This is a genomic window from Arthrobacter sp. Sr33, from assembly GCF_054511195.1.
Map to the genome: position 1 here is coordinate 322,355 of NZ_JBTNDD010000001.1, position 15,364 is coordinate 337,718.

General features: G+C 64.7%; 16 protein-coding genes and 1 pseudogene. 7 read left to right on the forward strand and 10 right to left on the reverse strand.

Annotated elements, in window-relative coordinates:
* The first annotated feature begins 184 nt into the window (after positions 1 to 184).
* Positions 185 to 1,567: a replicative DNA helicase gene (dnaB, locus tag ACX80T_RS01615; RefSeq protein ID WP_019482099.1), complete on the forward strand. Its 1,383-nt coding sequence runs from the start codon at positions 185 to 187 to the stop codon at positions 1,565 to 1,567.
* 22 nt (positions 1,568 to 1,589) lie between these two features.
* On the opposite strand, the gene ACX80T_RS01620 is transcribed toward dnaB, so the two are convergent.
* The 7 genes and pseudogenes from ACX80T_RS01620 to ACX80T_RS01650 form a co-directional block, all read right to left on the reverse strand.
* Positions 1,590 to 2,984, reverse strand: a complete 1,395-nt coding sequence (locus ACX80T_RS01620; RefSeq protein WP_019482100.1) for a DUF2254 domain-containing protein — start codon at positions 2,982 to 2,984, stop codon at positions 1,590 to 1,592.
* 83 nt (positions 2,985 to 3,067) lie between these two features.
* Positions 3,068 to 3,418, reverse strand: coding sequence for an iron chaperone (locus ACX80T_RS01625; RefSeq protein WP_024475637.1), 351 nt, complete (start codon positions 3,416 to 3,418; stop codon positions 3,068 to 3,070).
* Between the two features lie 12 nt (positions 3,419 to 3,430).
* The gene (locus ACX80T_RS01630) at positions 3,431 to 3,730 is read right to left on the reverse strand and encodes a MoaD/ThiS family protein (protein ID WP_459303544.1); all 300 of its coding nucleotides are present in this window, start codon (positions 3,728 to 3,730) and stop codon (positions 3,431 to 3,433) included.
* A gap of 1 nt (position 3,731) precedes the next feature.
* A complete protein-coding gene (locus tag ACX80T_RS01635; protein ID WP_024475635.1) occupies positions 3,732 to 4,820 on the reverse strand; it encodes a WD40/YVTN/BNR-like repeat-containing protein in 1,089 nt (362 codons plus the stop codon).
* A gap of 309 nt (positions 4,821 to 5,129) precedes the next feature.
* Positions 5,130 to 5,327: pseudogene (locus tag ACX80T_RS01640) on the reverse strand (ATP-binding cassette domain-containing protein); the annotation flags it as partial.
* Between the two features lie 41 nt (positions 5,328 to 5,368).
* The gene (locus tag ACX80T_RS01645) at positions 5,369 to 6,217 is read right to left on the reverse strand and encodes a DUF4097 family beta strand repeat-containing protein (protein WP_024475634.1); all 849 of its coding nucleotides are present in this window, start codon (positions 6,215 to 6,217) and stop codon (positions 5,369 to 5,371) included.
* A gap of 79 nt (positions 6,218 to 6,296) precedes the next feature.
* Positions 6,297 to 6,785 carry a hypothetical protein gene (locus ACX80T_RS01650; RefSeq protein ID WP_024475633.1) on the reverse strand — a complete coding sequence of 163 codons (489 nt, stop codon included), beginning with the start codon at positions 6,783 to 6,785 and terminating at the stop codon, positions 6,297 to 6,299.
* A 91-nt stretch (positions 6,786 to 6,876) separates the two neighbouring features.
* On the opposite strand from ACX80T_RS01650, the gene ACX80T_RS01655 reads away from it, so the two are divergent.
* Both ACX80T_RS01655 and ACX80T_RS01660 read left to right on the forward strand, forming a co-directional pair.
* Positions 6,877 to 7,755, forward strand: coding sequence for a DUF4031 domain-containing protein (locus ACX80T_RS01655; RefSeq protein WP_024475632.1), 879 nt, complete (start codon positions 6,877 to 6,879; stop codon positions 7,753 to 7,755).
* 96 nt (positions 7,756 to 7,851) lie between these two features.
* Positions 7,852 to 8,499: a TetR/AcrR family transcriptional regulator gene (locus tag ACX80T_RS01660; protein WP_024475631.1), complete on the forward strand. Its 648-nt coding sequence runs from the start codon at positions 7,852 to 7,854 to the stop codon at positions 8,497 to 8,499.
* On the opposite strand, the gene ACX80T_RS01665 is transcribed toward ACX80T_RS01660, so the two are convergent.
* Complete coding sequence (locus ACX80T_RS01665) at positions 8,496 to 8,732, reverse strand: hypothetical protein (protein WP_019482106.1); 237 nt, start codon at positions 8,730 to 8,732, stop codon at positions 8,496 to 8,498. The two genes, ACX80T_RS01660 and ACX80T_RS01665, sit on opposite strands and share 4 nt — an antisense overlap.
* A 112-nt stretch (positions 8,733 to 8,844) precedes the next feature.
* Here ACX80T_RS01665 and ACX80T_RS01670 point away from each other — a divergent pair, with 112 nt between their 5' ends.
* From ACX80T_RS01670 to ACX80T_RS01680, 3 genes are all read left to right on the forward strand, one after another.
* Positions 8,845 to 10,182, forward strand: a complete 1,338-nt coding sequence (locus ACX80T_RS01670) for an MATE family efflux transporter (RefSeq protein WP_459303545.1) — start codon at positions 8,845 to 8,847, stop codon at positions 10,180 to 10,182.
* A gap of 97 nt (positions 10,183 to 10,279) precedes the next feature.
* Positions 10,280 to 10,888, forward strand: coding sequence for a hypothetical protein (locus ACX80T_RS01675; protein ID WP_024475629.1), 609 nt, complete (start codon positions 10,280 to 10,282; stop codon positions 10,886 to 10,888).
* A gap of 67 nt (positions 10,889 to 10,955) precedes the next feature.
* The gene (locus tag ACX80T_RS01680) at positions 10,956 to 11,288 is read left to right on the forward strand and encodes a hypothetical protein (protein WP_019482109.1); all 333 of its coding nucleotides are present in this window, start codon (positions 10,956 to 10,958) and stop codon (positions 11,286 to 11,288) included.
* Positions 11,289 to 11,432: 144 nt separating this feature from the next.
* On the opposite strand, the gene ACX80T_RS01685 is transcribed toward ACX80T_RS01680, so the two are convergent.
* Positions 11,433 to 11,978, reverse strand: coding sequence for a CGNR zinc finger domain-containing protein (locus tag ACX80T_RS01685; RefSeq protein ID WP_459303546.1), 546 nt, complete (start codon positions 11,976 to 11,978; stop codon positions 11,433 to 11,435).
* 76 nt (positions 11,979 to 12,054) lie between these two features.
* On the opposite strand from ACX80T_RS01685, the gene ACX80T_RS01690 reads away from it, so the two are divergent.
* Entirely contained in the window at positions 12,055 to 13,023 is a 969-nt protein-coding gene (locus tag ACX80T_RS01690) for an EamA family transporter (protein WP_024475627.1), read from the forward strand.
* A gap of 18 nt (positions 13,024 to 13,041) precedes the next feature.
* Here the strand turns inward: ACX80T_RS01690 and ACX80T_RS01695 are convergent, their stop codons facing one another.
* Positions 13,042 to 15,321, reverse strand: a complete 2,280-nt coding sequence (locus ACX80T_RS01695) for a heavy metal translocating P-type ATPase (protein ID WP_024475626.1) — start codon at positions 15,319 to 15,321, stop codon at positions 13,042 to 13,044.
* Between the last annotated feature and the right edge of the window lie 43 nt (positions 15,322 to 15,364).

Below are 15,364 nucleotides of genomic sequence, written 5' to 3' on the forward strand. Positions count from 1 at the left end.
CCACAGGGCCTGTGGATTACTCGCTTGGCAGGATGGTGCTTCGGCACTACCGTTGCGGAGTATCCCAGACGCTAAAACTGTCCGTACCGGGTGATAAGACTCAGTTATCAGACCGGATACGACCACCCCCGACGATCCGTCGGAGTGGTTCCCGGGGTAGGTAACTGGAAGAGAGAGTGCAGCGGTGTCCCTCACGCGCGTTGATTCATCAGAGGACACCCGGTCCCCGGAGTTCACCCGAACCCCGCCTCAGGACCTGGTTGCTGAGCAGTCAGTTCTCGGCGGAATGATGCTGTCCAAGGACGCCATCGCCGACTGCGTCGAGGTACTGCGCGGGGTGGACTTCTATCGTCCGGCCCACGAAAGCATCTACGAGGCCGTGATTGATCTCTATGGCCGCGGGGAACCCGCCGACGCCGTCACCGTCTCCGATGAGCTGACAAAACGCGGCGAAATTTCCCGCATCGGAGGACCCGCCTACCTTCACACGCTGATCCAGTCAGTCCCGACGGCCGCGAACGCCGGATTCTACGCGGAGATTGTGCGGGAACGCGCAGTGCTGCGGCGGCTCGTGAATGCCGGGACCAAAATTGTGCAGCTGGGTTACTCCAACGACGGCGAGGTGGATGACATTGTCAACGCCGCCCAGGCCGAGGTGTATGCGGTGGCCGAGCGGCGAAGTGCCGAGGACTATGTCGCGCTGAAAGACATCATCGAAAGCACCGTCGACGAGATTGAATCGGCCGGACACCGCGGTGAGGGTATGACCGGGGTCCCGACCGGCTTTTTTGAACTGGATGAACTAACCCAGGGCCTCCATGGCGGACAGATGATTGTGGTGGCGGCGCGGCCCGCGATGGGTAAGTCGACCTTCGCCCTGGATTGGGCTCGCTCCGCAGCGATCAAGCACAACATGACCACCGTCTTCTTTTCCCTGGAAATGGGGCGCAACGAGATTGCCATGCGCCTGTTGTCAGCCGAAGCCACCATCGGGCTGCAGGACCTGCGCAAGGGCACGATCAAGGACGAACAGTGGGGCAAGATCGCCACCACCATGGGGCGGATGAACGATGCGCCGCTCTTCATCGATGACAGCCCCAATATGTCCCTGATGGAAATCAGGGCGAAGTGCCGGCGGCTTAAGCAGCGCCATGACCTGAAACTGGTGGTCCTCGACTACCTGCAGCTGATGTCATCGGGCAAGCGGGTCGAGTCGCGTCAGCAGGAGGTCTCCGAGTTCTCCCGTGCGCTGAAGCTGCTTGCCAAGGAGCTGAACGTACCGGTGGTGGCACTCTCCCAGCTGAACCGTGGCTCCGAGCAGCGCACCGACAAGCGCCCGATGGTTTCCGACCTTCGCGAGAGTGGTTCGATCGAGCAGGACGCCGACATGGTGATCCTCCTGCATCGCGATGACGTCTACGACAAGGAATCCCCCCGGGCCGGTGAGGCCGACGTGATCGTCGCCAAGCACCGTAACGGCCCCACCAAAACCATAGTGGTCGGGTTTCAGGGCCACTATTCCCGGTTCAACAACATGGCTGTGGACGGTGGCGGCGGCGGGTTCTGACCGGATTACCGGACCCTGGTGATCAGACCCGGCCGCCTGCCACCGGGCCGCGTGGTGACCAGACGCCGTCAAGGGCCTGGTTCACCTCGTCCAGCCGGCCCTGCAGGTGTTCCTGCACTGCCGGCGGGTGCGATTCCTGCCGGATAGCTGCAGCGACTCGCTGTAGCTGTTCGCGGACCGCCGGCTTGTCCTCATCAGCCGCGTGCCAGGCGACCTCCTGCAGCAGACTCAGGACCCGATCAACCACCGCCGGGTCGGAACTCCCGTAAAGCACTGGCTGGTCGAGGGTGATGTTCAGGAACGCGGCGAAGTCGGGGCGGTGGAGAATGACCCGAACCAACCCGTCGTCGTCGCGCAGTACGCGCTCTCCCAGCTCCCGCTGCGTGAGATCACACAACAGCGCTGAAGTGTGCCCAAGCACGTGGATCGCGGTTGTTGGGTCGTTGATGCCGGGCGATAAGGCCTTGGCCGCCACATCAATAAGCTGTCGGAACCCGAAGGCGACATCCTGCACCGCGGTCCGTTCGAATCCGTAGTTGAAAGCGGCTACCACGTCGTGGCGGAATGCCTTCAGTGCCTCATCATCCATACTCGGCTCCCCGCTGCGCGCCCAACCGACGGCCATGGGTACGCCTTTCACAAGGGACGAACCGACGCGGCAATCAACTCTCACGATCGCATGGTGCTTCACCGCTGCGGCAAGGATCCGTTCCTCATCAACCCCGGTCAGGAACCCGGACTTCGCCGCGACTATCAGGGCCGCGGAGTCTGGCGCTACCGGCAGCACCGGGCTTGCTGAACCCCGTCGATCGGGGAATACCCGTTCAACGGTCGCCGCCGTTTCGCCGTGGACCTTACGCATAATCGTTTCCACTCTGATTTCCCGGGCCAGATGGGCCAGGAAAAACACCAGCCCGATGACGCTGGCAATCGCAAGAAGGAAGGCGAAAGTCACCGCAATGTGTGGAACAAACGCTTCCTCGCCGTCCTCACCGGAACGAACTGTCCGCAGGACGGTCAGCGCATAGGCGAAGGTGCCCAGGAACAGGGCCAGCGTCGCGTGCACCACCCGGTCCCCGGTGAAGGTTCTCAGGAGCCGCGGAGAAAACTGGCTGCTGGCCAGTTGCAGCGTTACGACCGTCAGGGAGAAGGTCAATGACGTCGCAGTGATCAGCGAACCGGCCGTCGCCTCAAGGATGGCACGGCCAGCATCGGGACCACCGTTGATGAGGAGATAGGAAACCGCCGACGGCATGTCCTCGCCAATCGCGGCATCCAGGAGAGGGAGCCACACACCCAGTCCGATTGCCACCAGCACGGCAAAGACCGGCAGCGGCCAGAGCTGCGTGCGCAGGGCATCGCCCGCAGCGCGAAACTTATCGCCGATCCGGCTGGTTGGGCCTGAAGTCATAGCCATCGGCGGTAGGGCTCCTTGTTGGTGTTACAGGTACCTGCAAAGCGTAGACCAGGCCGCCGTGGATTACCGTGAGCAACCCCAAATTAGGCGGAACCCGTGATCTCAGCTCGCCGTGCCCGCACAATCTCAACAACTACCGTCGCCGGAAGGGGGTGTTCCGGCGTGAACCTGATCGTGCCGGTGGAAAGTGAATAGTCGCCGAGCCTTCCCCGGACCTGGTCGACTACTGCCGGTGAGAAGGGGTGGACCGCAAGGTGCCGGGCGCTGGCCGTGACACCGATCAGCGGTTTGCCCCCGACTTTCAATACAGGTATTCCGTAGCTCACCCCGGCGACGGCGTCGGGTGCCGCTGCGCGAGCGACAGCGATAAGCCGTTCCAGGCACTCACGCTCGGGTTGACCCAACGCCGCCACTGCCTCATCAAGTGAATCCATCGGTGTATCCGGCTAGCCGCCAGCCACGGACTGGATGATCATCACCTCGGCGCCTGGCGGGACTGGTGTCGAAAGCCCCGCCAGGCGCCGCACGTCCTCCCCATCGACGTACACGTTGACGTACCGGCGCAGGGCGCCCGTCTCGTCACGAATACGCCGGGCGAACACCGGATAACCCTCGTGCAGGGTGTCGAGTAGCTGAGCGAGGGGGACCGGCGATTCAGCGGCGACAGGCACCGATGACCGGTCGCCGATCAAGGGCCGCAAGAGGGTCGGAATCAGGACCGTCACACCGCCCGAGGTGGCGCCCACCCTAGGAGCCGACGACAGCTGAGGCGCGGACACACAGGACGTCGGGCAGGTGGGAGACCACTTCGGTGAACGTTGCGCCCTCGTCGGCGCTCGCGTACACGGTGCCGCCCCGGGTGCCGAAGTACACACCCACCGGGTCCAGCGCGTCCACGCCGGCGGCGTCCCGCAGCACCGCGTTATATTCCTTCTCCGGTAACCCCTGGTCCAGCCGCGTCCAGGAGGATCCGGCGTCGTAGGTGCGGTGCACTGCGAGCCTGGCAGCTGGCGGGATGCGTTCGCCGTCGGCCTTCAGTGGGATCACCCACGCCGTTCCAGCACGATGCGGATGCGCGAGCATCACAAATCCGAAATCCGCGGGCAGGCCCTCGGCAATTGATTCCCAGGTTTCGGCGCTGTCGTCCGACCGATAGACCCCGTGGTGGTTCTGCGCATACAGTCTCGTGGGCTCCACCGCGTCGCGGGCTATCTTGTGCACGCACTGACCGAATTCGGGGTTGGGGTCGGGCATGAAGTACGCCGAAATGCCCTTGTTCCGCGGCGTCCAGGACGTTCCACCGTCGTCGGAGCGATACACCCCGCCAGTGCTCATCGCCACGTGGACTGTGTCGTCGACCGGGCTCGGAGCCACTGAGTGCGCTGCGGCGCCACCGAAACCGGCACCCCATTCGGGGCGGTGAGGGTGATCCCATAAGCCGCGATTCAGTTCGAAGTGCTCGCCGTAGTCGGTCGACTTCCACACCGAGATGGGCTGACAACCGGCCCAAACCACTCCCGGGCGGTCGGCGGAATCGGGATGGAGCTGCCAGATCCGTTCGACGGCAGCGTCGTCGTCCGCCGCGAACTTGATAGCACCGTGTTCGGGTTCAGACCAGGTGGCGCCGAGATCGTCGGAGTAGACCACCGTCGGGCCCCAGTGGTAGGACAGCACGCCCGCCATGATCCGGGTTCGGCCCTCACGGGTATCGATGCCCACGCTCGCCACCTCCTGCATCAAAAAGTGTGGGTCGGAGAGCGTCCAGGTCAGCCGGTCGGTGCTGGTCGCAAGCCAGAGGCCCTTCTTCGTGCCGATGGCCAGGAGAGTTGTTGTCATGGGGTCCTCGGTTCAGTGGGTAACTGATGTGAACACTGTAAACAATGGCATAGGCGCGGTGTCCTGTACATAGGTCGATCGGACGCCGCGGCGTCGTCGGCGACGTGGCAGGCTTGGGTCAGCGCACCGACTTCCGTTCGTAGATTGCCATCGACCAGGCGTAGCCGACGGCGATGATGACGGCGCACCACCCGAGCGACAAGCCAAGGTTCCAGTCCAGTGGGTTGCCAAGCAGCAACCCGCGGATAGCTTCGATGAAGGGGGTAAACGGCTGATACTGGGCAAACCACTGCAGCTAACGACGTCGCATCCTGCGACCGCCGCGGTGCCGGCGTCAGCCCGGATGAGAGTAGACAGGATATGGATCGTTGTCGTTTTACCCGCGCCATTCTGGCCGAGTAGGGCTGTAACGGTTCCCGCACTGACGTGGAGGTGGACGTCGTCGAGCACCACCTTGTTCCCGTACGATTTCCGCAGCCCCTCAACGCTGATTGCTGAAGTTCCCATGTCTGGTTCCTGGATTCTGTGTTCTCGATGAGCGCGCCCACCTACGGGGCGCGGTTGATGGAAATGCTGCCGCCATGGGTGCGTGCCCGGACGGCTACTGACTGCTCTGATGGCGCTGGAGCCTGATCGCCGGTGAGCTCATTGCGGATCTGGCCAAGCTTTGACGCCAGGTCGAGCCAGGCGGCGACGCCGCGCCGCACCCCGATGCTGATCTGGCCGAACCCGCTCTCGACGGCGATGCTGCCGTTTGAGACGTCGGGGAGGGTGATGCTGCCGTAGGCTGTCTTGGCCGTGACGGATGCCAGCGCCCGGGCGATATGGAGGTCGCCGTAGGAGAGCTTCGCCTCAAGTTCACCCGCGGCTTCCTCCACTGAAATGGCGCCATGGGAGGCCTTGAGGATGGCGTCGCCGGTGATGGCGCCGACCCGTATTTGACCGTGGTCGGCAGTCACCTCGGCACCACCTCCGACCGAGCCGACTGTCGCGTTGCCGTGGCCGACCCGCAACCACAGGTCGCCCGTGGCGGCGTCCACTTCCACGGGGCCCATCGAGCTCTTGATCCGGGTGGCGCCCAGGCGGCCGATGGTGCGCACACCGCCGACAGCGATTTTGACGGTGAGCCGCGAATCGGCTGGCAGCTCGATGAGCAGGTCCACCGATTCGGTGGGGCCAATCACGCTGAAGCGGGGCTTTGGGCCGGAGATAGTGAGCCGTTGCCCGTCGAAATCGACGGTTGTCGCTTCGGCGCCCCGGCGGTCGACCGCCCGGTCCGGGTTGGTGGCCGAAACGGTGACCACCGTGTCGGGCCGGTCGCTGGCAATGACGTCGATCGCACCGACCTGCAGATTGATGGCGAGGTCGATGGCACTGGGGGTGGTGTAGGTAGGCATGCTGAAGTACTCCCCTTGGTAGGCGTGTGTGTATTACCCCGCGGGCTCGCGTGGTTAATGGAGTTGTCAGGCGGACGGGTTAGCGCGCCCAGCCCGCGAAGTTGTCGCCGGTGCGCAGGGCACGCTGCGCTGAGCGTCGTTGCTTGGGCTGGAGCGCGGCCGCTACCGCCCGGACCAACCAGGTGTTGACTGATAGACCGTCGGCCGCCGCCGCATCATCCACCCGCGCCTTCAGCGCGTCGGGAAGACGGAGTGTGGTCCGGGTGGTGCTCGCATCCTCATGGTCAACAGCCACAGAGCTCGGTCCGTCCGCTTCCGTCTCCACTGCGGGCAGGGAGACCACAAACTCGACCTCCCGGCCCCTGAGTCGGAGGTCCACGGACCCAGGTGCCAGGTCCCGGGTAATTTCGCCGGCTGCCGCCGACAGGACATCGAGCAGGACGATCCGGGTTGCAGCATCCAGCCCGGCGGCAAGCCGTTCGGCGATTGCCCGGGTGTCGTCGGCGCCGGTCTCGGAGGCGTCCACCAACTGGCGTTGCAGGTCACGGATGTACTGCCCTAGTTCCATCTCACCATCGTGACACCACAGTGGTGTCACGTCAAGGGATAAGTGGTGTCACTTTCTGAGTGGCCCGCGCTGCCCCCGGTAAGCTGGAGCAATGGCCATCTTCATAGACCCCCCGCTATGGCCAGCCCACGGGACCGAATTTTCCCACCTGATCTCGGATACCTCCGTCGCCGAGCTTCACGCTTTTGCTGCCGTCGCCGGGATTGCCGAACGGGCCTTCGACGGCGATCACTACGATGTTCCGGCCCGCCGCTACCGCACACTCGTGGCCTTGGGGGCGAGGGAGGTGGATTGCGGAACCCTGACCCGGATCCTGATCTCCAGTGGTTTGCGCATCCCGGCCCGGCAGCGCGCGCCGAGGTTACGGCGTGCCCTGCTGGTGCGGTGGGGTGCGGTGGCGCCGCAGGCTCCACAGTTGGGTGAGAGCCTGCTGGGCCGATGGTCCGAGGCGCATCGCCGCTACCACACACCCTCCCATCTCCTCGAGGTGCTGGAGGCGCTCGATGTGATTTTCCTGCCGTCCGACGACGAGCACCTGCGCCGCCGGGTCCGGCTTGGCGCGTGGTTTCACGATGCCGTCTACGAGGGCGTCGCCGGAGCGGACGAGCGAGCGTCTGCTGCCTTGGCCCAGGATTGGCTGTCAGAGATAGTGCCGGCAGCTGAGGTGGCGGAGGTGGCCAGACTGGTGCACCTGACCGCGTCACACGACCCGATACCCGGCGACCGCGCCGGCGAGCTGCTGTGCGACGCGGATCTGGCCGTCCTGGGGAGGCCGGAGCACCAATACGGGCAGTATGTCGCGGCGGTACGCCAGGAATATGCCCACGTGTCGGATCACGACTTCACTGTCGGCCGCAGCGACGTCGTGCGGCGGCTCCTCGCCATGGACCGATTGTTCCGCACCGTCCCGGCGCAACGACTGTGGCTGGAAGCCGCTCGCGCCAATCTGCTGAACGAGCTGCGGCCCTGATCTTCCTCCGGGGTTTCGTTGCAGGACGGCTGATGCCTCGTGACACAATTGTTGACACTGTTTACTTTTAGTTGTCCGAAGTTAGGTTGAGGGCCTGTGACCCAGCAGTCGAATCCGCGCACCACGTACCGGCACGGTGACTTGCGGCGGGCGCTGATCGCAGCGGGAACCGAGCTGGCGCGTGAGGGTGGACCCGACGCCGTCGTCCTTCGTGAGGTGACCCGCCGCGCCGGTGTGACCCCGAACGCCGCCTATCGGCACTTTGCTGACAAGAGAGCGCTGTTGTGGGCTGTATCCCTTGCCGCACAGTCGAGACTGGCGGCAGCTATGGAGGAGGAGCAGTCAGCGATCGACGACGACGACGGCGCTCGTCTCGGCAATGTCGGGCTCGCGCGCGCGAAACTACGCGCGGTCGGGGCCGGGTACCTGCGTTTCGCCCAAACCGAGCCGGGGTTGTTCAGAACCGCATTCGCCAACCATATTGACCTGCGGGACGCTGCGATTGAAGACTCTGCCGGGCCGCACGGCAGGACCCCGTTCCAGCTGCTGTCCGACGCCCTGGATGCGCTCGTTGACGCCGGGGTGTTGCCGGTTGACCGGCGTCCGGGTGCGGAATTTGTTGCCTGGTCGGCGGTGCATGGGCTGGCCATGCTGGTGATCGACGGCCCGCTGCGCGGGTTGGACGCCGATCAGCGGTTGAGTGCCGCGGGGCGCCTGCTGGAAATGGTGGAGAAGGGGATCTAGTCCTGGTCGAGGCTGGAGTGGTGTTTGCGGCGGACGACATAGCCGGTCGCAAGAGAGGCGATCGCTATCGCGATCAGGAGCGCACCGATCCCGAGGTTCAGCCCGGCACCTGCGGGCACCGCCTCATTGAGCGCAGCGGCCCTGGCGAAATCGGAGATGCCCTGCGGGATGAAGAGAGTGCTCAGGAAGAAGGCCACCAGACCGCCGATGAAGAACCAGACCTGTTTTTGCATTGAACTCTCCTGTGCGCCGTCGTGCCCCGGCATTAAGCCTAGCCGACCAGCGTCCCTTGACCGCTTCCACTCGGGTAGGAGACGGTTCGGAGCAAGGCATTAAGGTGGCACTGTGACCACCGCACTGCCTGACACCCGCGAGCTGAGCCGCCGGATCCTTCACCTTGCCGTGCCGGCGTTGGGCGCGCTGATCGCGGAGCCGTTGTTCCTGTTGGCCGATTCAGCCATTGTGGGGCACCTGGGTGTCGACGAACTTGCGGGCGTTGGGCTGGCGTCCACCGTGCTGCACACCGCGGTCGGGCTGATGGTCTTCCTCGCCTACTCGACCACGCCCGCCGTCGCACGGTTCCTGGGCGCGGGGCGGATGCAGGATGCGGTGGCAGCGGGCCGGGACGGGATTGGCCTGGCACTGGTGCTGGGCATGGTGTTGTCCACCGCGGGCTGGGTGCTGGCGCCCGGACTGTCCTCTCTGATGGGCGCCGAGGGGCAGGTGCATGACTTCGCCGTCGACTACCTGCGGTATTCGATGCCTGGCCTGACCGCGATGCTGGTGGTGCTCGCGGCAACCGGCGTGCTCCGCGGCCTGCAGGACACCAAAACGCCGCTGCTGGTGGCGGGCATCGGTTTCACGGTGAATATCGGCCTCAATTTCCTCCTGGTGTACGGGCTGGGGCTCTCGGTGGCCGGGTCGGCGCTCGGGACCAGCATCACGCAGTGGGGGATGGCCGCCGTGTACCTGACCATCGTCTACCGGCTGTCCCGAAAGAACCGGGTCCCGCTGCGCCTGTCCTGGCTTGGACTACGGGCGACGGCGCGGGTCGGCTCGTGGCTCATGTTGCGCACCATGAGCCTGCGGGCCGCAATCCTCGCCACGGTCTACGTCGCGACGGCGCAGGGGTCGGTTTCCCTCGCCGCACATCAGCTAGTGATGACCATCTTCATCTTCCTTGCGTTTGCCCTCGATGCGATCGCCATCGCTGCGCAGGCCCTGATCGGCAAGGAACTGGGTGCCGGCGACAAGCCGCTCGCGCACGCGTTGACCCGCAGAATGATCGGCTGGGGGTTGGGATTTGGGGTCATTACCGGTGCGCTCCTTGCGGTGGCTGCGCCGTTTGTCGGGTGGATCTTCACCACTGACGAGTCAGTCCAGTCGGCGCTCGCGGCGGGGCTCTTTGTCCTCGCCGCGTCACAACCCATCTGTGGGCTGGTGTTTGTGCTTGACGGGGTGCTGATCGGAGCCGGAGACGCGAAGTATCTGGCGATCGCCGGCGTCGTCAATCTTTTGCTCTACCTGCCGCTGCTGATCTGGGTCTTCAACGCCGAATTGACCGGACCCGCCGGTATCGTCTGGCTGTGGGTGGCGTTCGGTGTGGGCTACATGGCTGCTCGTGGCCTGACCCTGGCCTGGCGGGTCCGCAACGACCGTTGGATGGTAACCGGCGCCCACTAGGCATGGGTCCCCGACAGACTTCACGGGGTCCACTCGGGGATAAACTAGGACTTCTGGACTGAAGTGATCAGCCCTGTGTCTATCGGAGGTCTACGCAATGGGTGCCGCACCCCAGGATGCGACGGTCCAACCGCCACGCACTCCGCTCGATCAAGCGGCGGCGGTCTGGCGGCCGCTGCTCTTTCGCGCGATTGTGTCCGCGGCCTTCGGGGCCCTGACGATTTTCTGGGTTCAACCATCGGTTCATGTCGCGTCAGTGGCCGGTGGACTGTACCTGTTGGCGCTCGCAGTTTTGGCGGCCTGGTTGGAGCGGGCTGCCGGGGTGAAGACCAGCGGCGACCGGTGGGTGGCCGGGATCGGGCCGGGGTTCCTCCTGGTGGGGGGCGTGCTCAACCTGTGGATTCATACCGATGCGATGTTCGCCCAGGTTGTTGCGCTCGTTCTGGTGATTTCCGGGGCTGTTGACCTGTTTGTGGGAATCCGCCAACGCCGCTTCAACGTCGTTGGGAAAGATCTCATCGTGGTCGGTGCAGTGGGGATGACCTCGGGATTGTTGCTTCCGTTTTTCCAGGACGCTGGGGCGCACGCGCTGCTCGGCGTCACGGGAGGCGGGGCGATCATCATCGCCGTTGTTCTGGCGATCGCGTCGTTCGGCTTCCGGCATGATGTACGTCACGCGGATAAGGCGTCCCCGTCAACCGCGTAAACTAGACACGGCAGTCTTTCTACCCTTCGTAGAAGAATGTGCGGCGGCAATTTCTCAAGGAGTAACAGTGTCCAAATCGGTCAAGGGTGTCAAAGGCCCTCTCATCTTCTCTGCTGTCCTCGGGGCGGTGGCCGGTATCGTCGCGATGGTTGTCTCCACCGGTGGTGGAACGAGGGAACTCAGGGTTGATATCGGCCTCACCGCTGCCGGTATCGCGTTCATTGCGGCGCTGGTGGTCTGTGCGCTGCTCCTGATGACGGAGAAGCCCAACGCTGATCACCTGGGCAAGGGAACCGGCATCAATCGGTCATCGTCGAAAATCCAGGGCGGCGCAGGCAACCTCGATAAGGACGGAAACATCAAAGGGACGCCGCGCGGCGGCCCGGACAGCCCTCGCTGACCCTGCCCGCTGGCCCGTCGTTCCGGCCCAGGTCCAGAAAAGTGGTGGCACTGCAGGCCCAGGTCCAGAAAAGTGGTGGCACTGCAGGTGCGCTGTTGGGCAACCACTGGTATGCGGGTGCGGGACTTTTCTGGCCCCGAGGGGTTACCCCGTAGCCGATTTTCGGGCCCGGTAGGCCTTGACGTGGGCGCGATTCGCGCAATTTCCGGTGTCGCAGTACCGTTTCGAGCGGTTCCGGCTCAGGTCCAGCACCACGGCGCTGCAGTCGTCGGCCGCGCAGATCCGCAGCCGCTCCATTTCATGGGTCCTGATGACATCGACCAGCGCCATCGCCGCTTCGGTTGCCATTCGGTCCTCCAGCGGAGCCTCGGGCCCGGTGGCATGCAGGTGCCAGTCCCAGTGATCATGACGTACCAGTTGGGGAAGGGCGCGGGCGTCGCTCAACATCCGGTTGACGTGCGCGACGGCGTCGTCCTCCGTTGACGTCCATACCTCCTCCAGCTCTGCCCTGAGCTGCACCACCGCAGCCAACTCGTTGGCAGTATGGGCGCGCGAGCCGGAGAAGTCCTGTTCCGCCAGGAATCGGTCGAGGTCCGCCAGTGTTGTCAGTTGGTCGGGTTCCTCCTTGCCCGTGTTGATGAGCGCTGCCGCAGAGATCAACGCAACCTCTGTGTCATTAGCAAAGGTCACATTGACTCCTGACATTGTTGGGGTCTACTGTCACTACCATAATCAACTTTTGGTCATGACACTAATGAGGTTCAGCATGAAAAACGGCGCAGCGGCGGGTCTGTGGTGGGCGGTCATCTCGGCGGCGGCATTCGGCGTGTCCGGGCCGTTTGCCAAATCGCTGCTGGAAATCGGCTGGAGCCCCGGAGCTGCCGTCGGTGTGCGCATTGGTGGTGCCGCCCTGGTCTTGCTGATTCCGGTCCTGTTTGCGCTCCGCGGGCGCTGGACCGCACTTCGCGGCAGTGCACTGACCCTCATCATCTACGGTGTCACTGCCATCGCGCTCTGCCAGTTCTTCTACTTCAACGCTGTGCAGCGGATGTCAGTGGGCGTATCCCTGTTGCTGGAATATCTGGCGCCGATACTGATTGTCGGATGGCTGTGGGCGCGAAGCCGCCGGGCACCACGCCGCCTCACCGCCGCTGGTTCGGTGACGGCGATGCTGGGTTTGCTCCTGGTGCTGGATCTCACCTCGGACGAGCGGCTGGACCCGATTGGAGTCATTTACGGGCTTGCGGCGGCGGTCTGCCTGGCGGTCTTCTTCCTCATGTCAGCCAAGGCCGACGACGGCCTGCCGCCGCTGGTGATGGCAGGGGGCGGCATGGTGGTGGGCGCCGTGGCGATCGGGGTCATGGGGCTGGTGGGCATCATGCCGTTCACCTTTGAATTTCGGGATGTGACACTGGCTGGTTGGGAGACGAGCTGGCTGGTCCCCGTCCTCGGCCTGGTCCTGATCTCGACCGTGGTGTCCTACTTCACCGGGATCCTTGCCGCCCGTCAGCTCGGCTCGAAGGTGGCTTCCTTTGTGGGGCTCACCGAGGTGATGTTTGCGGTGCTCGCGTCCTGGCTGATGCTCGGTGAGCTGCCGGGACCCATCCAGCTGCTGGGCGGTCTGCTGATTATCGGCGGAGTGGTGATGGTTCGCGTCGATGAGCTACGCACGCCAGCTGATGGGATCCAGCCCCTGGAGCGGGCGAACGACGTCGAACCTGTTCCGCTGCCCTAGAACCATCCCCGCCGACCGTTACTTGCCGAACCTGCGCAGCCGGAGCGAGTTGGCCACTACCAGCACCGAACTCGCGGCCATCGCCGCGCCGGCGACCATGGGGTTGAGGAAGCCGAGGGCCGCCACCGGGATTCCAATGGTGTTGTAGAAGAAGGCCCAGAACAGGTTGGTCTTGATGGTGCGCAGGGTGATCCGTGAGAGCTCGATGGCCTGGGCCACCTGCTCCAGGCTGTTCCCCATCACGGTCAGGTCGGCTGCCTCGATAGCCACGTCAGTGCCGGAGCCCATCGCGATGCCAAGATCGGCCTGGGCCAGCGCTGCGGCGTCGTTGACTCCGTCGCCGGCCATGGCCACCGTGGCCCCCTCGGCCTGAAGTTTCTGGATCGCCTGGACCTTCCCCTCGGGCAGTATTCCGGCGAGGACGTCGTCGGGGGCAATGCCGACCTGCTCGGCCACCCTCCGGGCAACTGCAGCGTTATCGCCGGTCAGCAGGATGGGCCGGAGACCCAGTTCCTTGAGCCGTGTGATGGCGGCCGCCGACGATTCCTTGACCGTATCCTTCAGGGACACCAGCCCGGCGACGCGGCCGTCCACTGCCACCCAGATGGCGGTGGAACCTGCATCCTGCTGGTCCTGCAGTTCGGCCAGATGCTCCCCGCTGATGACGACGCCGTTCTCCTCCAACCAGCCCGAGCGCCCAGCAACCACCGTGACCTCCCGTCCGCCGTCGTCGACGGTGCCCCGGACCCCGCCGCCCGCTGAACTGCTGAACCCCGTCACCGAAGGATGCCCAGGGGCAGCAGCCGCGATCGCCTGGGCAATCGGGTGCTCGCTGGCCGCCTCGACGGCGCCAGCCAGTGCCAGGACACGCGTGCGGTCGAGTGCCCCAAGCACGACGACGTCGGTCACGGCCAGTTTGCCCGTGGTGACGGTGCCGGTCTTGTCCAGCACGATGGTGTCGACGGTCCGGGTGTCTTCCAGGACCTGAGGGCCGCGAATCAGGATGCCCAGCTGGGCGCCGCGACCCGAACCGGTCAGCAGGGCCGTCGGCGTGGCCAGGCCCAGCGCACACGGGCAGGCGATCACAAGGACGGCGACCGCGGCAGTGAAAGCCGATTGAAGGTCGCCGGTAAGGACCATCCACCCGACAAAGGTCAGGACGGCAATAACCAACACAATCGGCACGAATACGGCGCTGATCCGGTCCGCCAGGCGGGCAATCGGTGCCTTGCCGCTTTGCGCCTGGCTGACCAGCCGTCCCATTTGGGCGAGGGTGGTTTCGCTGCCTACCCGGGTGGCCCGGATAATCAGGCGTCCCGAAGTGTTGATGGTGGCGCCGGTGACGACGTCGTCAACACCGACATCCACCGGCATTGACTCGCCCGTGATCAGCGAGGTGTCAACAGCACTCGCCCCATCGATCACGACGCCGTCGGTGGCGATTTTCTCTCCGGGCCGCACAACGAACTGGTCGCCGTGCACGAGGGAGTCGGCGGGCACTTTGACCTCCACGCGACGCCCATCCTGATCGCGGAGCACTGTCGCCTCCTTGGCTCCGAGGCTGAGGAGCGCTTTGAGTGCCTCCCCTGCGCGCTGCTTGGCGTTCGCTTCCAGGTAGCGGCCCAGCAGCAGGAAAGTGACGACGACGGCCGCCACCTCGAAGTACAGGGCGTGATCACTCATGGCCATACCGGCGTGTTCGGTGATCGAGGGGTCGGCCAGGAGCTGCCAGGCCGAGAAGAGGAACGCGGCCGTGACGCCGATCGAGACCAGGGTGTCCATTGTGGAAGAGAGATGGCGGGCGTTGATGGCGGCCGCCCGGTGGAATGACCAGGCAGACCAGGTGACCACGGGCAGGGTGAGAGCGAAAACCAGCCACCCCCAGTGGGGGAACTGCGCCGCGGGCACCATGGAAATGACGGCGACCGGCACCGTGAGCAGCGCCGCAACAATTAGCCGCGGCCGCAATTGCGCGGCGGTCCCCCCGTGTGACACGTGATCGGAGTGCACCGGGTCCGTGCCGTCCAGTGCTGGGTCGCCAGGGGAGCTGTGGGCCGGCCGCTTCAGTTGGGCGGTGTACCCGGTCGCATGGACCGTGTCCACGATGTCCTGATCCGATATGTTCTCGGGGACTGTGACGGTGGCGGACTCCAGCGGCAGATTCACACTCGCCTGGACTCCTTCAAGCTTCCCGAGTTTGCGCTCCACCCGTCCCACACAGGACGCGCAGGTCATGCCCTGGATATCGAGTTCGACAATCCTGGTCGGTGGAGAGGTGGACAGCTGATCGGTGCTCATGGGGGTCCTTGGTGATGCTAGTAAGTCGAACTGCTGGAGTTAG